The organism is Seleniivibrio woodruffii, assembly GCF_004339245.1.
Taxonomy (GTDB): domain Bacteria; phylum Chrysiogenota; class Deferribacteres; order Deferribacterales; family Geovibrionaceae; genus Seleniivibrio; species Seleniivibrio woodruffii.
Map to the genome: position 1 here is coordinate 1,110,909 of NZ_SMGG01000003.1, position 25,556 is coordinate 1,136,464.

18 protein-coding genes, 1 pseudogene and 1 riboswitch are annotated in these 25,556 nt (G+C 50.6%); of the genes and pseudogenes, 6 read left to right on the forward strand and 13 right to left on the reverse strand.

Annotation, left to right across the window (positions count from 1 at the left end; genetic code table 11):
* Nucleotides 1–3: 3 nt before the first annotated feature.
* Both C8D98_RS05265 and queC read left to right on the forward strand, forming a co-directional pair.
* The gene (locus C8D98_RS05265) at nucleotides 4–378 is read left to right on the forward strand and encodes a gamma-glutamylcyclotransferase family protein (RefSeq protein ID WP_132872675.1); all 375 of its coding nucleotides are present in this window, start codon (nucleotides 4–6) and stop codon (nucleotides 376–378) included.
* Nucleotides 368–1,045: a 7-cyano-7-deazaguanine synthase QueC gene (gene queC, locus C8D98_RS05270; protein WP_132872677.1), complete on the forward strand. Its 678-nt coding sequence runs from the start codon at nucleotides 368–370 to the stop codon at nucleotides 1,043–1,045. The genes C8D98_RS05265 and queC overlap by 11 nt, the downstream gene beginning before the upstream one ends.
* Here the strand turns inward: queC and C8D98_RS05275 are convergent.
* From C8D98_RS05275 to C8D98_RS05310, 8 genes are all read right to left on the reverse strand, one after another.
* Complete coding sequence (locus C8D98_RS05275; RefSeq protein ID WP_132872678.1) at nucleotides 1,032–2,735, reverse strand: cation:proton antiporter domain-containing protein; 1,704 nt, start codon at nucleotides 2,733–2,735, stop codon at nucleotides 1,032–1,034. The two genes, queC and C8D98_RS05275, sit on opposite strands and share 14 nt — an antisense overlap.
* Nucleotides 2,736–2,803: 68 nt before the next feature.
* Nucleotides 2,804–3,559 (reverse strand): flagellar motor protein MotB, encoded by a 756-nt coding sequence (locus C8D98_RS05280; protein WP_132872680.1) that lies wholly within the window; start codon nucleotides 3,557–3,559, stop codon nucleotides 2,804–2,806.
* 2 nt (nucleotides 3,560–3,561) lie between these two features.
* Entirely contained in the window at nucleotides 3,562–4,332 is a 771-nt protein-coding gene (motA, locus tag C8D98_RS05285; protein ID WP_132872681.1) for a flagellar motor stator protein MotA, read from the reverse strand.
* 100 nt (nucleotides 4,333–4,432) lie between these two features.
* Nucleotides 4,433–6,298 carry an ABC-F family ATP-binding cassette domain-containing protein gene (locus C8D98_RS05290; RefSeq protein WP_132872683.1) on the reverse strand — a complete coding sequence of 622 codons (1,866 nt, stop codon included), beginning with the start codon at nucleotides 6,296–6,298 and terminating at the stop codon, nucleotides 4,433–4,435.
* A 178-nt stretch (nucleotides 6,299–6,476) separates the two neighbouring features.
* Entirely contained in the window at nucleotides 6,477–7,874 is a 1,398-nt protein-coding gene (locus C8D98_RS05295) for an efflux transporter outer membrane subunit (RefSeq protein ID WP_132872685.1), read from the reverse strand.
* A complete protein-coding gene (locus C8D98_RS05300; protein ID WP_132872686.1) occupies nucleotides 7,864–10,995 on the reverse strand; it encodes an efflux RND transporter permease subunit in 3,132 nt (1,043 codons plus the stop codon). The genes C8D98_RS05295 and C8D98_RS05300 overlap by 11 nt, the downstream gene beginning before the upstream one ends.
* 12 nt (nucleotides 10,996–11,007) lie before the next feature.
* A complete protein-coding gene (locus tag C8D98_RS05305; RefSeq protein WP_132872688.1) occupies nucleotides 11,008–12,135 on the reverse strand; it encodes an efflux RND transporter periplasmic adaptor subunit in 1,128 nt (375 codons plus the stop codon).
* A gap of 20 nt (nucleotides 12,136–12,155) precedes the next feature.
* Entirely contained in the window at nucleotides 12,156–12,746 is a 591-nt protein-coding gene (locus tag C8D98_RS05310) for a TetR/AcrR family transcriptional regulator (protein ID WP_132872690.1), read from the reverse strand.
* Nucleotides 12,747–12,899: 153 nt separating this feature from the next.
* On the opposite strand from C8D98_RS05310, the gene C8D98_RS05315 reads away from it, so the two are divergent.
* Together C8D98_RS05315 and C8D98_RS05320 are read left to right on the forward strand one after the other, a co-directional pair.
* Nucleotides 12,900–13,139 (forward strand): PLD nuclease N-terminal domain-containing protein, encoded by a 240-nt coding sequence (locus C8D98_RS05315; protein ID WP_132872692.1) that lies wholly within the window; start codon nucleotides 12,900–12,902, stop codon nucleotides 13,137–13,139.
* Between the two features lie 120 nt (nucleotides 13,140–13,259).
* Entirely contained in the window at nucleotides 13,260–16,271 is a 3,012-nt protein-coding gene (locus C8D98_RS05320; RefSeq protein WP_132872694.1) for a response regulator, read from the forward strand.
* 193 nt (nucleotides 16,272–16,464) lie between these two features.
* Here C8D98_RS05320 and C8D98_RS13980 read toward each other — a convergent pair whose 3' ends face one another.
* From C8D98_RS13980 to C8D98_RS05345, 5 genes are all read right to left on the reverse strand, one after another.
* Nucleotides 16,465–17,430 (reverse strand): sensor domain-containing protein, encoded by a 966-nt coding sequence (locus C8D98_RS13980; protein ID WP_132872696.1) that lies wholly within the window; start codon nucleotides 17,428–17,430, stop codon nucleotides 16,465–16,467.
* Nucleotides 17,431–17,469: 39 nt separating this feature from the next.
* The gene (locus C8D98_RS05330; RefSeq protein WP_165871197.1) at nucleotides 17,470–18,828 is read right to left on the reverse strand and encodes an ABC transporter substrate-binding protein; all 1,359 of its coding nucleotides are present in this window, start codon (nucleotides 18,826–18,828) and stop codon (nucleotides 17,470–17,472) included.
* A 56-nt stretch (nucleotides 18,829–18,884) separates the two neighbouring features.
* Nucleotides 18,885–19,901 carry an ATP-binding cassette domain-containing protein gene (locus tag C8D98_RS05335; RefSeq protein ID WP_132872700.1) on the reverse strand — a complete coding sequence of 339 codons (1,017 nt, stop codon included), beginning with the start codon at nucleotides 19,899–19,901 and terminating at the stop codon, nucleotides 18,885–18,887.
* A complete protein-coding gene (locus C8D98_RS05340) occupies nucleotides 19,898–20,602 on the reverse strand; it encodes a GTP-binding protein (protein ID WP_132872702.1) in 705 nt (234 codons plus the stop codon). Before C8D98_RS05340 ends, C8D98_RS05335 begins: the two co-directional genes overlap by 4 nt.
* A 128-nt stretch (nucleotides 20,603–20,730) precedes the next feature.
* On the reverse strand, nucleotides 20,731–21,996 hold the full coding sequence (locus C8D98_RS05345) for an ABC transporter substrate-binding protein (RefSeq protein WP_132872704.1): 1,266 nt from the start codon (nucleotides 21,994–21,996) through the stop codon (nucleotides 20,731–20,733).
* Between the two features lie 310 nt (nucleotides 21,997–22,306).
* Nucleotides 22,307–22,499: riboswitch (cobalamin riboswitch) on the forward strand.
* 92 nt (nucleotides 22,500–22,591) lie between these two features.
* On the opposite strand from C8D98_RS05345, the pseudogene C8D98_RS05350 reads away from it, so the two are divergent.
* Together C8D98_RS05350 and C8D98_RS05360 are read left to right on the forward strand one after the other, a co-directional pair.
* Nucleotides 22,592–24,803: pseudogene (locus tag C8D98_RS05350) on the forward strand (ribonucleoside triphosphate reductase).
* Nucleotides 24,803–25,480, forward strand: a complete 678-nt coding sequence (locus C8D98_RS05360) for an anaerobic ribonucleoside-triphosphate reductase activating protein (protein WP_132872709.1) — start codon at nucleotides 24,803–24,805, stop codon at nucleotides 25,478–25,480. Before C8D98_RS05350 ends, C8D98_RS05360 begins: the two are co-directional and overlap by 1 nt.
* Nucleotides 25,481–25,556: the final 76 nt, after the last annotated feature.

Genomic DNA, 25,556 nt, shown 5'->3' on the forward strand with positions numbered 1-25,556 from the left:
CTTATGAAAAAAATCTTCGTATACGGATCGCTCATGTCGGGGCTTGACACCGACGGCAACATGAACGGCGCAAAACTTGTTCATGCCGACTGCCGTACTCTGCACAAGTATGCAATGTATATCTATGAGGACTATCCTTTCATTTTTGAGGGCAGAAGCAATTATCAGATTAAGGGCGAGCTTTACGAGGTGCCGGCCGATGTGCTAAAACATCTGGATGCTTACGAAGGGGATTTCTATTTCCGCAAACTTGCTGAGATTGAGTGCGGAGAAGAGACCGTATCGGCATTCGTATATTTCGGCCGTGGCCACTTTTTCGGAATGAAAGAGGTGAAGGGCGGCGACTACAGAGCATTCCGGGGGAAAGATGGAAACTAACAACGCCGCACTGGTGGTATTTTCCGGCGGACAGGACAGCACAACCTGTCTGGGCTGGGCTTTGAAAAAGTTTGAAAAGGTACACACAATATCGTTCGGCTACGGCCAGAACCATTCGATAGAGCTTGTTCAGGCGGAAAAGATTGCCGCTAAGACGGGCGTCAGCTTTAAAAACGTGGATATATCATTCTTTGCAGGTCTTGTGGATTCCGCACTGACCACAAAGGGTGCGGATGTCACCGAACGCCATCCCAGACTTAAAAATCTGCCCGCCTCATACGTTCCCAACCGCAATGCGCTGTTTCTGACCCTCGCACATGCCTATGCACAGCTTAAGAACTGTGACCATCTGGTGACGGGCGTATGCGAGACCGATTTTTCGGGCTATCCGGACTGCCGCAAAGTGTTCACCGATGCAATGGAGAATGCGCTGAATCTGGGGAGCGAAACGGAGCTTGTGATCCATACTCCGCTGATGTATCTGAACAAGGCGCAGACGTTTAAACTGGCAGAGGATTGCGGGGTGCTGGATATTGTTCTTGAGGACAGCCACACCTGCTACAACGGCGACAGAAGCGTGAGACACGCATGGGGATACGGCTGCGGGGATTGTCCTGCCTGTGTTCTGCGGGCGAAAGGATATGAAGAATATATTAATGCGTTCTGACGTTCTCTGTCAGAACTTTCAGGCTGGAGAGGAACTGGGCGAAGTTTTTTGAATCCACCAGCAGTGACGATGCGTCGGGCTGGTTGAACGTTTTAGCTATTTCGGCAAAAAGGTTCAGAAGCAGTTCGTTTCCGTTTTCCGGCACAAGAATGGTCAGAATAATGTGTGCGGGTGTCCCGTCGGACGAATCGAAGTTTATGCCGCCCTTGGATATCCCCACCGCTATCAGTGGCTGTTTCAGCCCCTTTATTCTCGCATGGGGCACAGCGACACCGTTCGAAAGTCCTGTGGGCATCAGCTTTTCCCTTTCTATCAGCGTCTCTTTTATCATCTCGATATCAAGTCCCGTTCTGGCGAACAGACCGCTCATCTCGCCTATCACCTCAAAGGGGGTTCTGGATGTGATGCTGCTCAGGAAATATTTATCTGAAAGATAGGATACAAAGAGTTTGCCGGGCTTCAGGTTCAGCACCCTCTTGACCACTGGTCCGCAGAAAAGCGATGTAGCCAGAGCCATTACCAGCAGTGAAACAAAAAGTCTTTCGTTGATGATTCCCATTTGCAGAGCAAGCAATGCGAGGATGATCTCCATTGCGCCCCTTGCGTTCAGAGCAACACCGATGGCCACTGATTCCCTGTTGGACATTCCGCTGAGTCTGGCGGTTATTCCGCTTCCCAGAATTTTGCCCGCAAATGCTATTGCTATGATGATAATGGTCAGCATCAGGTCGAAGTTGGCTGTTATGTTGACCTTAAGGCCGATACTGGCGAAGAAGAGGGGGGCGAAAACGAAGGATACCAGTTGGGTGATGGTTTTTCTTGTATGTTCGGACAGATGTTTGCTGTCGCCCAGTGCAACACCTGCCAGAAACGAGCCGAAGATGGCATGGATTCCTATAGCTTCTGCGGCGGCGGCACTGAGAAAGGTGACCACCAGAACGAAACCCAGAGTGCCCGCAGGCCAGCTGAGATATGCCTGAACCCATGTGAGTCCTTTATCTATGAGTCTTCTGCCCACGGTGAGCATCACCACGGAGAAGGCGATTGTCATTATAAGTGTGGCGGCTATTCCGGATGCGCCTGTGTGTCCTATGCCGAAAAGAGCGAGGATCACGGCGAACACAAGCCAGCCTATAAGGTCGTTAAGAACTGCGGCGGCAATGGTTATCATTCCCAGTTCGCTGCGGTACAGGTTCAGATCCATAAGTGTTCTGGCTATGACAGGCAGAGCGGAAATGGACATGGCTGTGGCTATGAACAGGGCAAAAATGGCGTTGTAGTGGCCTTCGGTGGCTCCGAACTGCTCAGGGAAGGCATATGCGCCCGCAAAGCCGAGGCCGAAGGGAACAAGCAGACCGCCGATGCCTGTTATGGCGGCGATGCGTCTTGCCTTGATGATTGCGGAAAACTCAACCTCCATTCCGGCAACAAGCAGGAAGAGTGCGATGGATACAGAGGTAATTCCCTCTATCATTGAGGCTGTGTGTCCCTCTGCGGGGAACAGCCAGTGGAGCATATCAGGTGAGAGATATCCGAAAACTGTGGGGCCGAGTATAAGACCGGCGATTATTTCGCCAAGAACTGCGGGCTGGTTGAATCTGCGGGCAAGCTCGCCGAATCCCCATGCGAAAAGCAGGAGTACGCCAATGGACAGAAAGAGCGGTGCGGCGACTTCGGCAGAACCGTGCATTTCAACCTCTCAGGTCTGAGTTTTATGGATTATGGCGTAAAAAGTTTATCTTTGCAACGGATTATGCGTTACTGGGCGGGTTTGCGTATGAGAATCTCAACCCTGCGGTTACGCTCTCTGTCGGCATCGGTGATGTTGGGTACTATAGGCTGATATTGACCGTAGGATACTGCGCTGAACCTTTCAGGGTTCAGACTGGGGTTTTTCAGAATTTCTTTCATGAAGCTGATGGCTCTGGCGGATGAAAGCTCCCAGTTTGAGGAATATGTCGAACCTTCCGACGGTTTGTCGTCAGTGTGGCCTGCTATCTGAACCTTCTCCTGAGATTTTTCAAACATAATGGACAGGTCATAGGCTATTTTCTGAGCTTCCGGCAGAAGTTCGGAACTGCCCGAAGGGAACAGGGCAATGTCTTTAATGGTTATCATAAGCCCTTCATCGGTCATAGAGGTGACCATGTAGCCGGGCAGGTTCTGCATTGTGATATACTGGTTCAGCTTTTTCTGCATGTTTGCCATTTCGCCCTGAGTGGGTGGAATGAGCTGTCTGGAAGCCTCTCCCTGATCGCTGGTTTTTTCGTTGTTATCAGTGGAGTGTTTCTGGTTTGAAGGCTGGATGGATGCATCGCCCATGACGCCTTTCTGCGATGTGAAGATGATGCTGAACACTTTGCTCATTTCCATCAGTTTCTGCTTGTCTGTCTGGCTGGTGGCGAAAAGAACGATGAACAGAGCGAGAAGGAGAGTCAGAAGGTCGGCATAGGGTATCAGCCAGGTTTCGTCGACGTGTTCCTCATGCTTCGGACAGCGTTTTTTCTTAGCCATGATTAATCTTCTTTTATCTTTCTTTCATGCGCCTGAAGGAAAACCGAGAGTTTGTCCTCCATGGTGCTGACAGAGTCGCCCGCCTGAAGCGACATGATTCCGGCAAAAACTATTTTTTTGATCTCCGCTTCGTGGTGCGACATTCTTTTAAGCTTGTTACAGAATGGGTGGCAGAGAACGTATCCCACAAAGATACCCAGCAGGGTTGCGATGAACGCCGCCGCAATTGAGTGACCGAGTTTTTCAATATCGCTCAGGTTTCCAAGAGCCGCAATAAGACCCACCACCGCACCGAGAACGCCCAGTGTGGGAGCGTAGCCGCCCGCCTGTGAGAAGATGAATGCGAACCCGTGGTGGCGTTCCTCCATAAGGTGTATATCCTGATCGAGAACCGTTTCAACAAAGTCGGGCTCACGACCGTCGATTATCATCATAAGTCCTTTTTTGATAAAAGGATCTTTCATGTCGGCGGCATGGGGTTCCAGTGCCAGCAGCCCGTCCCGTCTGGCTATGGAGGCGTAGTGGCAGAACAGCTCGATGACCTCTTCTTCACCCATCAGCTTCTGACCTTTGAAGATCTTTCCCATAAGTTTTGGAAAGGCTTTCAGGTCTCTGAGAGGAAATGCGTTTAAGATCGCAGCGGCTGTTCCTCCGAAGATGATAAGATAGGCTGCGGGAACCACCAGTGCATGAAGCGCAACGCCCTTCATTACAAATCCGACCCCGAGAGCTACAATAGCTACTACCATACCAATTATTGTGGACAATTCCATCTTTCAGCCCCCCATGATGGAGTAAATCGGGTTATTATTACTTTTAAACCCGATGTCTTGCAAGACAATTTATTATTTTATATAAGGACTATACAACTGTCTAGTCTTCAATTTGTGCACTAAGGTATTCCCATCTATTATATTTCTCTGCAATGTCACTTTCAAGCTTATCTACCAGTTTTTGTAGGTCGGCCAGCTTTGAATAATCTGCTATTCCGGAGTGAAGCTCCTTTTCCGCTTCGGTTTTCTGATTCTCAAGGTCTTCTATGTCCTGTTCGATGGAATCAAATTCCTTTTTCTCGGCGTATGACAGCTTTTTTTTGGTTTTGGCCTTTTCGGGTTCCGGTTCGGGCTTGCGAACCTCTTTTTCCTGTTTGCGGGCTGACTTTTCCTCCATAAACTCGGAAAAACTGCCGTAGAACATATCTATACTGCCTTCGCCGTCGAAAACCATCAGCTTGTCGGTGACTCTGTCCATAAAGCATCTGTCGTGGGAAACCACCGCCAGACAGCCGTCGAAGTCTGCCAGAAAGTCCTCAAGCACCGAAAGGGTTTTGATGTCCAGATCGTTTGTCGGCTCATCAAGTATCAGAAAGTTGGGATTCTGCATGAGGATTATGACCAGATGCAGGCGGCGTTTCTCTCCGCCGGAGAGTTTTTTGACGGGGGTACTGTGCATGTATGACGGAAACAGGAATTTTTCAAGCATCTGCCCTGCGCCGATGGATTTTCCGTTGGGAAGGACTATGTTCTCCTTAACGTCACGGACTATGTCGATTATGCGCTTTTCGGAGTCAAGCTCTTTGCTGTGCTGATCGAAAACTGCGAAGCAGGTGTTAACTCCTGTCACGACCTCGCCGCCGTCCGGCTGTTCCTGTCCGGTCAGCAGTTTCAGAAAAGTGCTTTTGCCGGCTCCGTTGGGACCGACTATTCCCAGCTTCTCCTTGTGCCCGAAAACGTATGAAACAGGGTTTATGACCTTCCGTCCTTCGTAGCTCTTGTGGATCTCCTTTACCTCAAGGATGATACCGCCGAGCCGGCGGGTGGATATCTCAAGCTCAAGGGCTTCGGGGCGTTTGTGAACCTCTCTGTTCTGCATGTCCGATATGCGGTCTATGCGTGCCTTCTGCTTTGTTGTCCGTGCCTTTGCGCCCCTGCGGAGCCATTTCAGCTCGTTGCGGAGAATGTTCTGAACCCTGTCCTCCTCACGGGCGATGGAGTGTTCCATCTCGGTCTTCTTTTCCAGATAATAGGAATAGTTGCCGCCGAAGGTGTATATGGTTCCTCGGTCTATCTCGATGATATTGTTGCATATCTCGTCGAGGAAGTATCTGTCGTGGGTGACCATGAATATGGATTTTGTTGTGCGTTTCAGAAAGGTCTGGAGCCATTCAACCGTTTCTATGTCAAGGTGGTTTGTCGGCTCATCAAGAATGAGCAGGTTGCCTTCATCTATGAGAGCCTGAGCCAGAGCGACCTTTTTCAACATGCCGCCGGACAGAGCGTCCATTTTCAGGCTGAGGTCGTTTATGCCCAGTTCGCCGAGGATGGACTTTATCTCTGATTCGTATGCCCACGCCTCAAGCCTGTTAAGCTCCGCTATGGCGTTGTCCAGCTTCTGTCTGTAGCTGTCGGAATCCTCCGGCGATGCGCAGAGGCTTTCATATTCTTTAACGAGGCTCACGAGGGCGGAATCGCTTCTGAAAAGGTGATCAAGTATTGTGTCGCCCTCTTCAAACTGAGGCATCTGGGGCAGATAGTTTATTCTGCACTGCCTGTTCCATGAAACCGTGCCGCTGTCGGGCTGTTCGGCCTTGGCTATTATTTTAAGAAGGGTGGATTTCCCGCTTCCGTTGATTCCGATGAGGGCTGTCTTTTGCCCCTCTTCCAGTCCGAACGATATATCGGCAAAGAGTTTTTTGTCTCCGAGAGTTTTCGATATGGAGTCTGCTGATACCAGATTCATGCTGATCCTTTATGTGTTTTTAGGGATGATAGCAAAGGGTTTGAAAGGGGTAAAGGGGAAAAAGGAAAGGGCTTCCTGAGAAGCCCTTTTATGATGGTTACAAATCCACCCCAACCCTCCTTTGGAAAAGGAGGGAGTAAAGCCTCCCTTTTTTAAAGGGAGGTTTGGATGGATTTTATTATTTCTGTCCGCCGCCCAGAGCCTTGTAAAGGGCTATGCGGCTTGAGAGATCCGCCGTGCGCACGGAGATGAGCGCCTGCTGTGCGGAGAAGAGCGACCTCTGTGCGTCCAGAACGCCGAGGTAGCTGTCCACACCCTTCTCGTATCTGAGAAGTGAAAGCTCATATGCACGCTGTGCGGCGGCCGTCTGCGCCTTTTGTGCGTCAAACTGCTTGCCGTATGTGGCTTTAGAGGAGAGTCCGTCCATTACCTCTTTAAAGGCTGTCTGGATGGTCTTTTCATAGGCCGCAGCGGCTATTTTCTGGTTATTGTTTGCGTTTTCCAGAGTGATCTTGTTTCTGCCAGCATCAAATATGGGTAGGTTTATCTGGGGTGAGAAGCTCCACGCAAAGGCTGAACCGGAGGAGAACAGGTTGCCAAGTTCGCTGCTTGCCACTCCGAAATAGCCTGTGAGGCTGACGGAGGGGAAGAAGGCCGCTCTGGCCGCACCTATGTTGGCGTTGTAAGCCATAAGGTTCTGTTCGCTCTGTCTTACGTCAGGTCTGTTAAGGAGTACGTCCGAGGGGAGACCCACGGGCAGTTCCTTAACGAACTCAACGTTGTCCAGATCGCCTTTCAGAAGAGATTCGTCTATCTCCGCACCCGCAAGGAGCGTCAGGGCGTTTTTGTCCAGTTCCACCGCTCTGGTGTACTGCTGGATGGAGGCCTTCGCCGCTTCAACGGCGGACACTGCCTGCACAAGGTCAAGCTCTGTTCTGACACCTGCATCGAACCCTTTTTTCACCAGCGAATAGCTGTCCTGACGGGTTTTCAGGGTGTCTTTTGATATCTGGAGGAGTTTCGCATCCGACAGATATGTGATGTATGCATTCGCCGTTTCGGCTATGAGTGACATCTGAGCCGCAGTTCTGGCCTCTTCCGTGGCCATGTACTGACGCAGAGCCGCTTCGTTAAGGCTTCTGACCTTGCCGAAGAAGTCTATCTCGTAGGATGTGTTTACATTCGCCGAGAAGGATGAACTTGTGACGGAACTGCCTGAACTGCTTGCGTTCTCAGGCACAGCCGTTCTGGCACCCTCTGCCGTAAGGTTTACGGACGGGATCAGGTCGGCCTTCTGAATCCTGTAGGCCGCTCTTGCCTTCTCAATGTTCAGTGCGGCTGTTCTCAGGTCTCTGTTGTTGTCCAGAGCCGTCTGAATGACCTTCTGCATGTTCTCCGAGCGGAAATAGTCCTTCCATGCGATATCCGAAGCCTTTTTGTCGGCGGATATCTCTGTTTTCGCACCGCTCCATGAGTCCTTCACGGGCATGTCAGGCCTCTGATAGTCAGGAGCCATGGTTGCGCATCCGGCCATGACCGTCACTGCGGCCGCTGTGATTATTATCTTATTTAGCATCGTCAATCTCCGAACGGATAATCTTTCTGCCGAACCTGCCTCTGATCATGATGAAGAACAGAGGAACGAATATCATCGCAAGGAAGGTTGCGGCAACCATACCGCCGATAACGCCTATACCGATGGCGTTCTGGCTGGCTGAACCTGCGCCGTTGGCTATGGCAAGGGGAGTAACGCCGAGGATGAACGCCATAGACGTCATCACGATGGGGCGGAGTCTCAGTTTTGCCGCAGTCATGGCCGCTTCTATAAGGTCGGTTCCGTGGTCATAAAGTTCACTGGCGAATTCAACGATCAGAATTGCGTTCTTCGCCGCCAGACCGATGGTGGTAAGCATACCCACCTGGAAGTACACGTCGTTGGACATTCCGAAGAATTTTGTTGCGGCAACCGTTCCGAAGATACCCAGCGGAACGATAAGGATTACCGCAAAGGGAACAGCCCAGCTCTCATAGAGTGCCGCAAGGCACAGGAAGACCACGAGGAGCGACAGGGAGTAGAGAAGCATTGTCTGAGAACCCGCCTGAATCTCTTCGTATGAAAGTCCCGACCACTCAAAGCCTATTCCGGCAGGGAGTTTCTTGGCAAGGTCTTCCATCACTGCCATAGCCTCTCCGGAGCTTATTCCGGGTGCGGCCTGACCCATGATCTGCTGAGATGATGTGCCGTTATATCTTTCCAGTTTCGGCGAACCGAATGTCCAGTGCGCTGTGGCAAAGGAGGAGAAAGGAACCATCTCGCCTTTATTATTTTTTATGTACCATTTGTTTATATCGTCGGGAGCCATCCTTGCGGCTGCGTCGCCCTGAATATAAACCTTTTTGATACGTCCTTCGTGGAGGAAGTCGTTAACATATGCCGAGCCCCATGCGGTTTGCAGTGTGGTGTTTATGTCGGCTATGGAAAGCCCCAGAGCGGAAGCCTTCTCCTGATCTATGTCGACCTTGTATTGGGGAACGTCGGACAGACCGTTGGGACGAACGCCCACAAGTCTCTTATCCTGCGAGGCCATTCCCAGCATCTGGTTTCTGGCGTTCATCAGACCTTCGTGGCCTATGTTGCCTCTGTCCAGAAGCTGCAGGTCGAAGCCCGTTGCATTACCAAGCTCGATGATGGGGGGCGGGAAGAATGCGAATACCTGTGCATCCTTGATTGAATACATCGCTCCCATTGCCCTGCCTGCGATTGCGGCGGCTTTCTGGTCGGGTCGCTGTCTCTCTTTCCAGTCTTTCAGCCTTACGAAACCGATACCGGCGTTCTGTCCCCGTCCGGCGAAGCTGAAGCCTGCAACGGTGAATATCTCGCTTACGTTGTCTTTTTCGGTTGTCAGGAAGTACTGCTCAACCTTCTTTATGGTCTCAAGTGTTCTTTCCTGTGTTGACCCGGGAGGCGTCATAACCTGAACGAAAAGGATACCCTGATCCTCATCGGGAAGGAACGCTGTGGGGATGCGCATGAATATGAATACCAGTCCTGCGATTATGACACCGTAGAGCAGGAGGAAACGTCCTGTTCTGGCGGCAACGTAGCCCACGCTGGTCTCATACATGTCACGGCTTGCGTTGAACAGCTTGTTGAATGCGCCGAAGAAGCCCTTCATGGTCTCCTTGTGGCCTTTTTCAACAGGTTTGAGCATTGTTGCACAGAGTGCGGGAGTGAGCACCAGAGCCACTAGCACCGACAGAGCCATCGCCGAAACAATGGTTATGGAGAACTGGCGGTAGATTGCGCCCGTTGAACCTGCGAAGAATGCCATGGGAACGAAAACTGCGGAGAGAACCAGAGCGATACCCACCAGAGCGGATGTGATCTGATCCATTGATTTCCGGGTTGCGTCCCTCGGACTTAGCCCCTCCTCACTCATGATACGTTCCACGTTTTCAACAACGACAATGGCGTCGTCCACCAGAAGACCGATGGCAAGAACCATTGCGAACATGGTCAGGGTGTTGATTGTATACCCGAACGCCGAGAGAACCGCAAAGGTACCCAGAAGTACCACGGGAACGGCGATGGTGGGGATAAGTGTCGCCCTGAAGTTCTGGAGGAACAGATACATTACGAGGAACACCAGAATAATGGCTTCGATGAGGGTCTTTACAACCTCGTGGATCGAAAGCTCAACGAAGGGTGTCGAGTCGTAGGGGTATACCACTTTCATGCCTTCGGGCATGTAGGCGGAGAGTTCGTCTATTTTTGATTTAACAAGTTCTGCCGTTTCAAGGGCGTTTGCACCTGTGGCAAGGCTTATGGCCATACCGGAGGCGGGCATGCCTTTGTATCGGGTCACGAAGTCGTAGCTCTGAACGCCCAGTTCTATTTTGGCAACGTCTTTCAGACGAACCTGAGAACCGTCGGTGTTCACTTTAACCAGAATCTTTTCAAAGTCGGCCACTGTTTTCAGTTTTGACTGAGCGGTCACTGTGGCGTTGAGCTGCTGACCTTTAACAGCGGGGGTACCGCCCAGCTGACCGGCCGAAACGTCAGCATTCTGCGCCTTTATGGCGGCTGTGACTTCGGATGTGGTCAGTTTATAGTTGTTCATCTTCGCAGGATCCACCCATATACGCATGGCGTACTGCTGTCCGAAAACGGTCAGCGTACCGACACCGGGAACACGGCTTATGGGGTCTGCGATTTTAGAGTTGATGTAGTCGCCGATGGCGTTCTGGTCCATCTTTCCGTTTTCAGAGTAGAAACCGGCCACCAGAAGGAAACCTTTCGATGCCTTGGCAACGGTTACACCCTGTTGCTGGACTTCCTGAGGCAGTGTCGACATCGCACTCTGGAGTTTGTTCTGAACCTGAACCTGCGCAATGTCCGGATCGGCCTCCGGCTCGAAGGTAAGTGTTATGGTAACGTTACCTGTTGAGTCACTGGCGGACGAGAAATAACGCAGATGGTCTATACCGGTCAGCTTCTGCTCGATAACCTGAGTAACGCTGTTCTCAAGTGCTTCGGCGGACGCACCGGGGTAGTATGCCCGAATCTCCACCGAAGGCGGAGCTATGCGGGGGTACTGTTCTATGGGCAACGTTTCTATTGCCAGAATCCCCCCAAGCATAATTACTATTGCTATCACCCACGCAAAAACGGGGCGGTCTATGAAAAATCTTGACATCTAAATCAGTCCTTATTTTTTCTCAAAGGGTACGGGTTTAACGGTTGCTCCGGCCTGAATTTTCATCAGACCTTCCACCATGACAACGTCTCCTGCGCTGATTCCGCTGTCAACGAGCCACTTGTCGCCCACAACAGCCGAAACTTTTACGGGAGCGGGGTTGATGACATTGTCCTTACCAACCTTAAACACGATTGTGCTGCCGTCGGCATTGCGTACAACAGACTGCTGGGGAATCAGAATTGCGTTGTCGACCTTCGACTGGACAAGTTTCGCACGTACGAAAAGTCCGGGGAGGATCTCCATTTCGGGGTTGTCAAACAGCGCACGCAGGGTAACCATTCCTGTGGTTTCGTCGACAGTTACGTCGGAGAACTGGAGGTGACCCAGAAGCCTGAAGGTGTCGCCGCTGTCGAAGATAAGCTCAACGGGAGGTTTGCTGCCCAGAGAGTTCTTAAGTTTCATGACCTCTTCCGCAGACTGTGTCAGGTCGACGTATATGCGGTCAAGCTGCTGAACTGTTGCCAGCGGGTCTGCCTGATTGGCTGTCACCAGTGCACCTTCCGTTACGGAGGATTTGCCTATGCGGCCTGAAACGGGGGAGAGAACCTTAGTGTACTGAAGGTTTATCTTCGCCTGTGTCAGTGCGGCCTTTGCCACTGCAACTTCGGCCTTCGCCTGAGCATAGGATGCCGACGCATCGTCGTGATCCTGCTTGCTCACAGCTCCTGCCTTAACAAGCTCGGCGTATCTTTCGGCCTTTGCCTGAACGGACAGAATGTTGGCCTCTGCCTTTTGCAGAGCTGCGGCTGCGCTGTCATATGCCGCCTGATAGGGTGCGGGGTCTATCTGATAAAGCTGCTGACCCTCTTTAACGTTGCTGCCCTCGGTGAACATCCTGTCGATGATAATGCCTGAAACCTGCGGGCGTATCTGTGCCACACGATATGCGGATGTGCGCCCGGGGAGTTCCCTGCTGACGGACACCGTTTCAGGTGTCGCCGTGATAACCGCCACCTCAGCGGGAGGCATTGCGCCCATTGCTCCCTGCTGTGCAGCGGGTTTTTTTGTCATCCAGTACGCCGCCGCTATAACAACCAGTGCAAGTGCGGCAACGATGATGAGAACTTTGTTTTTCATCACTCTTCCCTCAAAAATCATTATTTATCGATTATCAGCAGCCTTTTCAGCAGCCTGATAACATCCTGTTTCATACTCTCCATGTCCGGCCTGCCTGCATCCGCATGCTCGATGGAACGGAAAGTGCCTATTATCGTTCCCCAGATGGTCTCAGCGAGAATAAGGGGGTTTACGTTTATTATCTGTCCCTTCTCGATGCCCCTTCTGATGGTGGCGGCGAGAGGTTTTATAACCAGTTCACGGGTTTCTTTTGTGTCTTCCTCAACGGTTCTGTATTTCTGCATGAAATAGAAATATCTACTGACCGTTTCGTATGATCTGAAGGTGTAGTCTGTGAAATCGCAGAGCACCTCCATGGGGTCTTTGTCTTCGGAAAAGATTCTGGACTTTTCATCCCGAAGCGGGCAGAGAAAGGTCTCGTGGACATAATGGAAGAGCTCCTCTTTGTTGGCAAAATAGTTATAGAGAGTGCCTTTGGCAACTCCGGAGCGTTTTGCCACCTCTTCCATTGTAATGGATGTATCTGAATTTATCATGGACAGGACAGTGTTCACTATCTCCTGTTTCATCAGTTCTTCTGTTATCTGCTTCTTTTTGCAAAATAGGCTCACGATCTCTCCGATTAAATATATGTTTAAACCTGATTGGTCAAAAATATGACCGCCCGGTCATTTTGTCAATAAATATCTTTATGTTTTTTTATAGTGGTTCTTTTGCATTGATAGTTATGAATTTTTACATATAATACCAGAAGAGGTGCTGATATGATAGGGTTCGGACTTGTTACTCTCGGCTTCATAGTTATCTCCCTTGCGGCGGCTGTTCTTTTCATCTGGACAATAGTGGACATCATCCGCTCGGACTTCAAAGATGGCGCAACCAAGATAGTATGGCTTATCGCAGTCATAGCGTTCAACTTTCTTGCGATAATCATCTACCTTATCTTCGGCAGAGAAACAAAAGCGAAAAAACCATCGGGTTCAAATCCGGCCGTTGACGGTTAAACTTAGTTGTTGTATGTGAATATTTCACAAACGCTTAATTGAACCCCTATTGAAGTTGACAATCAATTCATCTGATGGTTTTATTATTTAATATTTATTGAAATTACAGGTATTTGAAAAATGGGCAGGTATCTTTCGGGAAAGTGGCTGGCTGTTGCGCTGCTTTTATTGTTTGTTATTGACATACTATTTGTTGTTCTAAGCTATTTTGTTACAAAAGAGGGTCTCCTGAGGGAGATAGGCAACGAAGCGAAGACAGCGGAGAAAATGTTTATCTCCAGCATGGATTTTTCCGCAGGCTACATGCAGCAGATTGCAACCTTCATTGCGTCCGACCCGAAGACACAGGAATATTTCTACAAAGGGCTCATGGCGGCAAAGGCAAATGACGCCTGGTCCGAGCAGGAATACAGACAGTTTCTGTACGATCATCTCAAAGACGGCTGGAACCAGCTTCAGGGCAGGTACGGCATAACCCAGATACACTTCTTCGATTCCAAAGGCGCAAAGTCCTTTCTGCGCATGCACAAACCCGCAAACCACGGCGACGACCTCAGCGCAATCAGGATAACCGTTGCGGATGCCAACAGAGAAAAATCCCCTGTGGCAGGGTTTGAGGTGGGGCGTGTGGAGGCGGGGATAAGAGGGGTCATACCCTTTTACTATTCCGCTTCGGACGGCACTCAGATACATATAGGATCCCTTGAGGTCTGCGCATCGTTCGACACCATTCTTAAAACACTCAAGGACTCCCTTTCGGTGGATCTGGCGGTATATCTTTCAACCGATAAACTGCAAAGGACCATGTGGCAGGCGCAGTATGTCAAAAGGGTTGCAGAGAGCAGGCCTGTAAACGGTTTTCTGCTTGAGAACTCAACTTCGGACGTTATCCAGCAGGAGCTTGAGGAAAACCCTGAGAACAATTTCTTTTTAAGAAGCAAGACCAAAATAACTATAGACAAGGGCAGAGTATATTATCTGGCGTCGTTTCCTTTCTACGACTATGCGGGGCTTAAGAACAGTTCCGCCGTTCCAGCAGGCTATACCGTCATCCGCAAGGACATAACGGCTCTCTATTCAAAATTCACCAATAACAACAATCTGGTAATGACCTACGCCGTCATAGCCTACATAGTGGCGGCGGGAGTTCTGTGGGCACTCTGGTGGTTCGCCTCCAGAATGTTCATGGATATCATAAACGAACGCACGAACGAGCTTATAGCCGCAAAGGTTGAGGCGGAGCTTGCAAACAGGGCAAAAAGCGAGTTTCTGGCAAATATGAGCCATGAGATACGCACGCCGATGAACGGAATAATAGGTATCACCGACATAATTACAAAGCAGGATATCCCCGACAGGATTAAAGGTCAGGTGGAGATCCTGAAAAAATCAGGCCGGATGCTTCTGGGGATAGTGAACAACATTCTGGACTTTTCCAAGATTGAAGCCGGAAAGATGGAGTTTGTTAAAGAGGCCGTGAACGTTCGGGAGAGTGTTGAAACTGTCGTTCAGATGATGGCTGTCAGCGCACAGACCAAAGGAATAGATATCGTTGCGGATTTTGAGGACGGACTGCCGGAGCGCATAATCTCCGACAGAATGTGGTTTGGCCAGATTCTGGTGAACCTGATAGGCAACTCCCTTAAATTCACCGAACAAGGCAGTATCACCCTGCGTGTCAGCACCGACAGCGACAGTTCGCTCCTTTTGTTCAGGATAACCGATACCGGAATAGGCATTCCCGAGGAGAAGGCATCCGTGCTTTTCAAGCCTTTTTCTCAGGCGGGGGTATCCACCGGAAAATACGGCGGAACCGGACTGGGGCTTTCAATCTGCAAATCGGTCGTCTGCTCGCTGGGCGGGGAGATAGGATTTTATAACAACGAAGAGGGCGGATGCACCTTCTGGTTCACCCAGCCCATAGACCCGTATGCGGAAAAAATATCCGTCAGAAAAGATCTTTCAGACCTTACCTTCCAGACGCTCATAGAATCGGAAGCTCTGGAACGCTGGGTGATAGGCTGTCTGGGCGGATGCGGAGCCAGATACGGCGGCAGATATCTGACCGACTATCCCGCAAGGGACACGTCCGCATTCCTTGTGATAGCCGATGCCGGGCTGTTCTTCCACTCCGACATCAGCAGGATGCACAAAAGCTGTCACGTCAGCAACATGCGCTACATCCTTCTGGAAAACGGCACAGAGACCGGACTGATGTTCGAGAACATAGACTATATGCGGTTCTCCATCCTCACCAAACCGCTCACAGATGACAAACTCATCGCTGAGGCGAAAGAGGGCGGGGCTGTCAAAGCGGCACGGGAGAAAAGGACTGCATCTGACGGCATATTCTCCGGCTACAGGGTGCTTGTGGCTGAGGACAACGAAATAAACAGACAGGTTATCTCCATCTATCTGAAAATATGGGGATGTGAGTTTGAGGTGGCCGAAAACGGCAAACAGGCTGTGGACATGGCTGCGGGGGGCGGTTTCGACCTTATCCTCATGGACTGCCTTATGCCTGTCATGGACGGATATCAGGCCACGGAGGTCATCCGCAACATTGAGCGTGCGAAAAGGACTCACCGTATGCCCATCATAGCAATGACTGCAAACTCAATGCAGGGCGACAGGGACACATGTATTGCGGCGGGAATGGACGGTTACCTCAGCAAGCCTTTCAACGAGGACGAGGCTGTGGAGGTCATTTCAGGCTGGCTGAAACCCTTGGCGGCGGTTATAAAAGAGACTCCTGCGCGGCAGAGGGACGACATCCCCTCGTTCGATGTTAAGACTTTCAGAAGTCTGGAGGACATGCTGGACGGAAACAGGGATCTGCTGAAAGAGTTCGTTGTAACCTATGCCGAGACCAGCGATAAGTATATAAAGGATATGGTGAAGGGTGTGCAGGAGAAGGACGCGTCACTGCTTCTGCTTTCGGTGCATTCGCTGAAGTCCAGCAGTGCCTCAATGGGCTGTCTGAGGCTTTCGGAGCTTTGCGGTGATGCCCAGAACATGGTCAAGAACTCCGGCGGTTTCACAGGCTCGGAGATGGCAAAGCTGATCATTGAGGAATATAAGCTTTCGTCGGAACTGCTTACGGCGCACTACGAAAAGGGCGGCGAAGCCTAGAGCATTTAACGAAATATTTATCGTACCAACTTTCATTCCATGCGAGTTGTTGAATTTGTCATGCTGAACGCAGTGAAGCATCTCAGTTTGAGCAGAGACCCTTCACTCCGTTCAGGGTGACGTAGATGGAGGTATCAGGGTGACGTTTTACGCATACAACTAATATTAATAATTTCGTTAAACGCTCTAGAACCTAGATAAAATCATCGGGAATATATATTTCGCATCTGTTTCTGCCGTTTCTTTTGGCGGTTTCAAGTGCGTTTTCGGCATTTTTCAGAAGCACTATCTCGTTCGTGCCCTGCTCTGGGAATATGGATATGCCTATGCTCACCGTGAGCGAAAGGTCATACCCTTCAACGTAGAACGGCTCTTCAAACATTTTTCTTATGTTATCTGCTCTTTCCAGTGCATTTGCTTCGCAGGAAACCCTTGCCAGAAGCACAGCGAACTCGTCGCCGCCGATACGGCTCACATCGGCCTCTCTGGCTTCTTTCAGCCTTTCGGCCGTCTTTTTGAGAACAAGATCGCCTGCGGAGAAACCGAATGTCTCGTTTATGTTCTTAAATCCGTCCAGGCCGACAACCAGCAGACCGCCGGAGCCGTTGACCAGTTTTGCCGCCTCTATCTCATTTTCAAGCCGGGTCGTGAAAAATTCTCTGCGTGGCAGTCCGGTAACGGAGTCATATTTTTTCATTTCCGCAATGCTCGATTCGAAATGCTTGCGCTGGGTTATGTCACGGGTTACCCCGAGCATCCCCACAAATTCGTTCTTTTCGTTATACATTCCGGTGACTGTGGTCTCTGTCCAGACAGTGGTTCCGTCCTTGCAGGGCTGTTCGAGATCAGCTCTGAAATCCGGATACGGGAGCCCTTTTTCAACGGCCTCTCTGGCCATTTTAAGCCCCTCCTGAACTATCACCAGCGAGTCATGTGTCAGAAGTTTTTCCATGGGCTGCTGCATCACCTCTTCGGGTGAGTAGCCTCTGAGTTTCTGAACTGACGGGCTGACATAGGTCATGCGCCCGTTTATGTCCATCGTCCAGATAACGTCAAGGCTGTTGTCCGCCAGAAGTCTGTGCCGTTCCTCGCTCAGTTTCAGCGCATCCCGCATCTGCCTGTTCTCTGTGATGTCGATGGCAGTGCCGACGACGCACATTTCACCCCTGTGGGACACGGCTCGGCCGGAATGGTCTATTCATCTGGTCTCGCCGTTCTTCTTGCGTATCTTCATCTCATATCTGTCGGGGACGTATTCGCCGTGCTCCCTTTTGCGTGTACGCTCTTTAGCTATTTCACGAAAATCAGGATGGATGAATTCGAACTCCTCCATCTCAAGCAGTTCGTCCTTCTGATATCCGGTTATTTCGGCTATGGCCGAGTTTCCGTGGATTATCTTCGATCCTTTGAGCATGTATATTGCCGCTGTGGAGTTTTCCAGCAGACTTTTGTTCAGCTGCTCAGTTTCATTCAGCTTTGCAATTATCTCCTGTTCTCTGGCTATTCTCCATTTCATCCGGCGGAAAATGAATATCAGGTATATGCTTATGGTTAAAACCAGAACTGCCGCCGCAGGAAAACCGACCGTTCTGAACCAGACCGTCTTCTCCTTCGGTTTTTCGTCATAGAGGAAACCGTCGAGGCTGAAATCGGGTTTCAGCATTCCGAGGCTCTGGTAAATTTCGACGATATGCTGCCAGCGTCCGATATTCATATAGCCTATCTCAACCAGCTCCGGCTTAAGCATGTCATCCATTGCCAGTGCCTCGTGGAGATAGAAATCCTTGGGGTGCTTTGAGGAATATCTGGAAAAAATTATATCCGCCACTTCGTCCTTATGGGTCATGGCATAGTGCCAGCCTTTCAGGGATGCACTGCGGAAGGCGGCCACCGCCTCCGGATTGTTCTTTATCATGTATTCGGAGGTAAACAGGTTGTCACCGTAAAAATCTATGCCGGATGCTCTGGGGTCGAGAACCTGATAGGGTATGTTCTCCTTTTCCAGATAGAAGGTTTCGTTGGTAACATAGGCGGAGATGGCATCAACCCGCCCCTCTGTGAGGTCGCGGATGTCGAAGCTGTGAGGGATGAAACGGATGTCCTTGGGGGAGATGCGCTCTCTCTGGAGATAGGCAATAAGCTCTTCCGACTGCTTTTCAAACATGATCCGCTTTCCCACGAGATCGTGGATGGTTTTGACCTTTTTTTCATCGGTGAGGGCAAGTATTACAAGGGGGGAGTGCTGAAAAATAACTGCAAGAACAGTTACCGGCTGGTCTGCCTGCCTTGCCAGAAGCAGGCTGTTGGTTCCCGTTCCGAACTGCGCCCTGCCGCTTAAAACCTCGCTTATAACATCGGATTCCGGCTGTGCTTCCTTGATGGTGACATCAAGCCCTGCCTGGTCGTAGAACCCCTTCTCTTTTGCCGCATAATACCCTGCGAACTGAAACGCATGGGTCCACTTGAGCTGAAGTGTTATCTTCTGCTTTTCAGCGGCCTGCGCAGTCAGGTGGAAACATATAAATATCAGCATCAGGCAGATTATATGTTTTTTCAAGCGGCATCTCCAATGGGGGTATAATACTTTATAATGAATTGTATCAGAAAATATTATTATATTTCAAAAAATTTCTTCATGTCCAAAGAGATTTTTTCACCCGCCCTGAGCATTGTGCGAAGCCGCATCAGTTTTGCGTCCACCTCCTGAAGCACCTTAAGCCCTTTCAGCTCCTCCTCGTCCGTTTCTATTATCCGTTTTACACCGCCATTGTGTATCGCAAGCCTTCTGTTGCCCATCAGAGCCAGAATGGGGTCGTGGGTTGACATCAGCACTATTTTTTCTTCTTTGACCAGCAGTTCGAGGGCTTTTTTTCTGTCCACCCCTGCGTTTTCTATTTCGTCTATCAGAACAATCGGTGATGAGCTGAGCATTGCCGTATCGGCTATCATCAGCGCACGGGACTGGCCGCCGGAAAGTTGTGTCAGGGCGGTTTCGGGAGAGAAGGTCTCGCCCGCAAGCTCGTTCGCACAGGCTATGACAGCCGTTACCGTGGATTCGATATCAGGTATCATCCTGCTTGCGGCGTGCATTGCTATGAAATCGCCCACGCTCATGTCCACAACAAAGTTCATGTTCTGGGAGAGCTGGGCGACCAGCTTATTCTCCAGCTTGAACCTGTCCTCACCGTCCAGAATCTTTCCGTTAACAAGCACAGTTCGTTCCGTCGGGGTGTCCTTCTGTGCGAAACATTCGATATCCGCCAGCAGACGGCTTTTCCCTGAGCCTGTGGTGCCTACTATGCAGACTATGTCGCCGGGTTTCAGCGTCAGCTCAAAGTTTTCCGGTTCGCCGGATTTGTCACGGCCGCCCAAAATAGTGACCGAGTGTACGGAGCGTTCGGCGGTGCTTCTCAGCATTGCCGCCTGTTTCAGAAACTCTATGAAATGGGACGATATCTGTTCTCTGGAAAACCCCTTGTCTTCGAGGTCTTCGGGGTTCAGAGCGTCTATAACCTCTCTGGGTGTCATCTCTGTATCCGTCACCGTTACCCCCACCGAGCGGAAATAGTCCATAGCATAGGGGTGTTCCTCCGCAATGACTGCGAAGGGTGTGTTCATAAGCTCTGTCATACTGCGGCCTCTTCCTCTTTGAATATCATCTTTTTAACGTTGCCCTTCTGGTGGTCCTTTCCGATGGTCATTTCGCCAACGCAATAGGGGCAGATGGCCGCCGGAACGGAGAACCGCAGTTTCGCACCCTCAAGGGTTTCCACGTCCTTGGCTTTTGTGAAGGCATGGGAAAGGTCATATGCGCCCTGTCCGGTGATGCCGTTGACGAATATAACTGAAGCCTTCGGGTTTGCCTGACGTACCCTGAACGAAAATACCTCCCGTTCGGCCTGAGAGACGATGTCCCCTTTGGTGACCGCAACGGTGTCGGCATAGCGGAGCATGGGGCCTATCTTTTTCGGGGTTTCAGCCCCCGCCAGACAGTCTATGACGCATACCGCAGGTATCTCCTTTATGTGTGGGCTGCACCTGTTGCAGAGGCCTGCGCTCTCACTGATGAGCATGTCGAACCCCTTTTTCTTTGCCCACTGAAGGCAGTCATCGATGTTGCTGACGAAATAGTGGTCGGGGCAGAGGTTGCCCGAAAGCCCTGTCACAACTGAGATACCCGCCTTTGCATAATGCAGGTGGTCGGATGTTGAGAGGCAGTCGAACTTCACCACCCCTATCTTTGCAAAAGTTTTTTTAAGATGAACCGCAGTTTTTATTATTACGGCCGTTTTTCCCGCAGACGGCGGGCCGGCCACTGTTACCAGTTTCATTTGTTTTCCTCATATTAGCCAATTATCTCAATGCAGACTTGGAAGGTTGCTTCGCTTTGCTCGCAAAGACGTCTCTGCGAGGAAGCCTTAAGGCTGACGCGGCAGTCTTCCATATTGAGCAGTGTCAATTACCCCTTCACCATCATCCTTTTAAATCCCTTTTTCGATGGGCTGGGTTTCAGCAGGTTCACCGATCCGCATTTCCTGCGGTATTTCGCCAGTCTGGCGTTCAGCTCTTCCGCAAGCACCTTCATGTCGTTTTCACGGACAAAGTCCCATCCGAACCATTTCAGCCCTGTGCCTTCCGGCAGGATGTTCGGTATTTCAGGGCAAAGCGGCGGGAATTTAGAACCTGCGGAGATGGCTCCCATCTCGGCTCCGGTCATAAAATCCGTAACGGGTTTCATGCGCTCAGCCTTGTCCGCTTTCACCATCATATACATGGGGCTGATCATGGCTCCGTCCTCCGGAAAGATGATTGATATGTGGTCTGTGTTTGGGCATGTGTCGGCAAAGAACCACGCCAGAACGTATATCGCCGCTCCGTCTGCCATGCTGCTTCCGGCGGCTTTTGCCATCTGCGATGCGTGCCATGTGGCCTTTATGTTGGGCGCAAGGTTTTTCAGTGCCTCCTCGCCCCCGTCTTTGTATATGTGCATCAGGAAAACTTCGTTTATCTCGTCGTCACTTCCGCTGATTATCACGTTGTCTTTGTATATGGGGTTTGCGATGTCCAGCCACGTTTTCGGCACGGGCAGATCGCCCAGCTTCTTATGGTCGACAAGGATGACATAGGCTGACACCGAATAGATGGTGTATTGTTTCAGCGGGTCTTCAAGCTCTTTGAAAACGTCGTGCAGAGGCGGACGCTCAACGGCAATGAACTTTCCGTTGTCCAGAAACCGCTCCCTGAACTCTTTCCGCCAGAAGTTGCCGAAGCCTATTGAGGCTATGGCGTCAGGCAGTTCGTCAATGTTCTCAGTGTCCCAGATATATTCGTATGGGTCGGGGCCTCCGCAGCCCATAGGCACGAAACTGACGAGCTTTTCGCCTGTTCTGTCGTAATGTCCGTGGAGTTTCTTTTCGAACGCTTCTTTGTAAAGGTGTTTGAACGGACAGACGACGTAGCCCAGAAAATCCGTGCGGACAACGGGCGTTTCGTCCGTATAAAGGATTTTTACCTCGGACGAGGCTTCTGCGGTATCGTTTAACAGCTTCAGGAATATTTCGGGGTTGATATTGCGAAGCGACATAAATGATTCCACAGTGAGAGCGGTCAGAAACAGGTGGTTTGTCTGCTCAAGTGGCAGTCCGTTGGATGCGAAAACGGCTCTGGTGTCCGGATAGGCGGAGATGATCTCGGAAAGGGTCATTTCCCGTGTGACAAGGGGCATAATATTCCTCCGTGAGCCCGCAAAATGCGGACGCAGTCTGATGGTATATCCTTCCCCACAAAAGATATCCTTTAATATAGCCTAAAAGCCCGATTGGCAAACAGTTTTTTCAGAGTTAAAATATAACCGATATCTGACAAATTACGGAAAGTTTTATGTTACTCGTGTTATAGATTAAACGAAAATAACGAGGTGACGACATGAGTGTTATTTTTTTAATAGCCGCCGCCGCTGTCATTGTTTTCAGAACCGCAAAAACAGCCGAAAGGCTTTTCGATGAGATAGCCGACACGGTTAAAGTTATCTAAAAGTTCCGTTGACTTTTTCAGCCCCATTATGCAGAATAGCCTATCGGGAATCAGGGAAGTCCGGTTAAACTCCGGCACTGCCCCCGCAACTGTAATCCGGACGAAATCTCCAATGAAGTCACTGCCTTAAAGCGGGAAGACGGAGAGAGTAGGTTGATGGAGAGTCAGGATACCTGCCCCGAAGTAACCAGCGGAGGGATGGATGATCTTGCGTCATTCCATTAATTTCAATCATACTTTTCATAGTCTAATTGTCATGTCCTCCAGTTGTGCCCAAAGGAGGAAACATGATAGAGAAGGTCAGCAAGCGTGACGGCCGCTTTGTTCCGTTCGATGCGGAGCGAATAGCCAACGCAATCTACAAGGCCGCAAAGGCGGTGGGCGGAACCGACAGAAACATAGCGTCGGCATTGTCCATCAAGGTTTGCAGACGCATAACCGACAAATACGGCCATTACGGAGCTGTGTCCGTTGAAGAGATTCAGGACGAGGTTGAGAAGGTTCTCATCGAGTCCGGACACGCCAAAACCGCAAAAGCATACATCATCTACAGAAAACAGAGATCGGAGATGCGTGACCTGAAGGAAGCGTTCGGCGGTCTGGAATCCATAGTGGAGGAGTATCTGGGCGGCAGCGACTGGCGGGTGAACGAAAACAGCAACACAACCTATGCCCTGCAAGGCCTGAACAACTATATCTCATCAAAGATAACCGCCAAATACTGGCTGAACAAAATATATCCCCAGAACGTTCAGGAAGCTCACGTCAACGGCGAATATCACATCCACGACCTTGGTCTTCTGGCTGTCTACTGCTGCGGGTGGGATCTGAAAGATCTTCTGACCCGTGGTTTCGGCGGCGTGACTGGAAAAGTTGAGAGCAGACCGCCCAAACATTTCCGCTCTGCTCTTGGTCAGATTGTAAACTTTTTTTACACTTTGCAAGGCGAGGCGGCGGGTGCACAGGCGTTCTCAAACTTCGACACCCTCCTTGCTCCCTTCATAGCCTATGACAAACTCTCCTATTCGGAAGTGAAACAGGCCATGCAGGAGTTCATTTTCAACCTGAACGTGCCTACCCGTGTGGGCTTTCAGACGCCCTTCACCAACCTGACCATGGATCTGTACGTTCCCAAGGCGTTCCGTGACGAAGCAGTCGTTATCGGGGGCATGCCGCAGGAGCGCACCTACGGCGAATTTCAGGAGGAGATGTTCCTGTTCAACAAAGCCTTTATCGAGGTTATGCAGGAGGGGGACGCAAAGGGCAGGGTGTTTACCTTCCCCATCCCCACCTACAACGTTGACAAGAATTTCGACTGGAACCACCCCATAGTCACCGACCTGATGAAGATAACCGCTAAATACGGCACTCCCTATTTCGCAAACTTCGTCAACAGCGACATGAGCCCCGATGATGCACGCAGTATGTGCTGTCGTCTGAGACTGGACAACCGTGAGCTTCGCAAACGGGGCGGCGGTCTGTTCGGTGCGAACCCGCTGACAGGTTCTATAGGCGTTGTTACCATAAACCTGCCCAGACTGGGCTTTACTGCAGGAAATGAGGCGGAATTTTTCGACAGGCTGTCAAAGCTGATGGAGTTGGCCAGAGAGGGGCTTCGAATCAAAAGAAAATCACTGGAAAAGCTCACCGCCAACGGGCTTTATCCCTACTCGAAACACTATCTGTCCGATATTTACGCACAGCACGGTCAGTACTGGAAAAACCATTTCAACACCATAGGCATAATCGGAATGAACGAGTGCCTGCTGAACTTCCTCGGTGTGGACATAATGCACGAGCAGGGGCTTGAGTTCTCAGTCAAAGTGCTGAACTTCATGCGGGACAAACTGGCAGATTTCCAGAACGAAGACGACATGCTCTATAACCTTGAGGCAACGCCCGCCGAAGGAACATCATACCGCCTTGCCAAAAAGGATGTTTCCGACTTCGACGGTATCGTGACTTCCGGTTCGGCGGAGAGACCCTACTACACCAACTCAACACAGATTCCGGTGGAACAGACCCGTGACCTGTTCAAGGCGATGTCACATCAGGATAAACTGCAGCCGCTATACACCGGCGGAACAGTTTTCCATGTCTTCCTCGGCGAGGCTGTGGACAACCCCGAAACCGTGGCTAAACTGCTGGAGAACATCACAAGCACCTATGCGATGCCCTATATCACAATAACCCCGACATTCTCAGTGTGCCCTGTCCATGGCTACATCAAAGGCGAACACAGGGAATGCCCCCTCTGCGAAGAGGACAAAAAACATGAGATAAACCGCCAGATCGAGCGGATAAAAGCGGAAATAGAACAGGAGGTATCTAATGGATAAAAAAGAAAAACTTCAGGAACTGCAAGCGGAACTGGAAAATGTCAAAGGAACTCCCTGTGATGTTTACAGCCGTGTGGTGGGCTACCACAGCCCCGTTAAACAATGGAACGAAGGCAAAAAGGAAGAATTTGAACACAGAGAGACCTTTCAGGTTAAGTAATGGCAGTTGAAGACTTTTTTCTGGCAGACTATCAGCATGTGAGCCTCATGGAGTATCCCGGAAAGATCTCATCCATAGCCTTTACCCACGGGTGCAACCTGAGATGCAGATATTGCCACAACCCCGCACTGGTTGCGGGCAGAAAAGGGTCGAACAGACTGCCCGATTTTCTGGACTATCTGAAAGGCAAAGACATTGAGGCCGTCGCCCTCACCGGCGGCGAGCCTCTTTTGGCTGACGATATCGCGGGCTTTCTAAAGGGCATCGTTGATATGGGACTTGCTGTCAAATTAGACACCAACGGCTTTCTGCCCAACAGGCTCAAAAAGGTTCTGTCGGCAGGTCTCGTTGACTATGTGGCCGTTGACCTGAAGGCGTTCAACGATGTCGACCTGAAAGCCATCGTGCGCACTAACCATAAACTTGATTCGTTTTTCAGGACTTTGGATGTTCTGAAAACATCGGGTGTGCCTTTCGAGATTCGCCATACCATCTGGAAAATGCCCTCCGAGGCTGATGTTGCTTCGGTTGCCGAACATGTCGGCGATGCCCCGCTGTTTGTGCAGACGCTCAGGGACGTTCGTATGCTTGATAAGTCATATAAACCTGAGATTTTCGACAGGTCGGCGGCTGTGGAGCTGTTTGAAAAGTATTTTAAGGATGTTTGGGTGCGGTGACAACGTATTTGTCACTGCGAGCGTAGCGCGGCAGTCTTCCACGTATAGCAATCATAGAAGATCGCTTCGTCGTTAC

Coding starts and splice junctions, on each gene's coding strand:
- C8D98_RS05305 (WP_132872688.1), bottom strand. CDS start 12,135: ATGAAAAACAAAGTTCTCATCATCGTTGCCGCACTTGCACTGGTTGTT.
- C8D98_RS05360 (WP_132872709.1), top strand. CDS start 24,803: ATGGCAGTTGAAGACTTTTTTCTGGCAGACTATCAGCATGTGAGCCTC.
- C8D98_RS13980 (WP_132872696.1), bottom strand. CDS start 17,430: ATGTGCGTCGTCGGCACTGCCATCGACATCACAGAGAACAGGCAGATG.
- C8D98_RS05295 (WP_132872685.1), bottom strand. CDS start 7,874: ATGCTAAATAAGATAATAATCACAGCGGCCGCAGTGACGGTCATGGCC.
- queC (WP_132872677.1), top strand. CDS start 368: ATGGAAACTAACAACGCCGCACTGGTGGTATTTTCCGGCGGACAGGAC.
- C8D98_RS05320 (WP_132872694.1), top strand. CDS start 13,260: ATGGGCAGGTATCTTTCGGGAAAGTGGCTGGCTGTTGCGCTGCTTTTA.
- C8D98_RS05290 (WP_132872683.1), bottom strand. CDS start 6,298: ATGAATCTGGTATCAGCAGACTCCATATCGAAAACTCTCGGAGACAAA.
- C8D98_RS05340 (WP_132872702.1), bottom strand. CDS start 20,602: ATGAAACTGGTAACAGTGGCCGGCCCGCCGTCTGCGGGAAAAACGGCC.
- motA (WP_132872681.1), bottom strand. CDS start 4,332: ATGGAATTGTCCACAATAATTGGTATGGTAGTAGCTATTGTAGCTCTC.
- C8D98_RS05315 (WP_132872692.1), top strand. CDS start 12,900: ATGATAGGGTTCGGACTTGTTACTCTCGGCTTCATAGTTATCTCCCTT.
- C8D98_RS05300 (WP_132872686.1), bottom strand. CDS start 10,995: ATGTCAAGATTTTTCATAGACCGCCCCGTTTTTGCGTGGGTGATAGCA.
- C8D98_RS05345 (WP_132872704.1), bottom strand. CDS start 21,996: ATGCCCCTTGTCACACGGGAAATGACCCTTTCCGAGATCATCTCCGCC.
- C8D98_RS05265 (WP_132872675.1), top strand. CDS start 4: ATGAAAAAAATCTTCGTATACGGATCGCTCATGTCGGGGCTTGACACC.
- C8D98_RS05335 (WP_132872700.1), bottom strand. CDS start 19,901: ATGACAGAGCTTATGAACACACCCTTCGCAGTCATTGCGGAGGAACAC.
- C8D98_RS05280 (WP_132872680.1), bottom strand. CDS start 3,559: ATGGCTAAGAAAAAACGCTGTCCGAAGCATGAGGAACACGTCGACGAA.
- C8D98_RS05275 (WP_132872678.1), bottom strand. CDS start 2,735: ATGCACGGTTCTGCCGAAGTCGCCGCACCGCTCTTTCTGTCCATTGGC.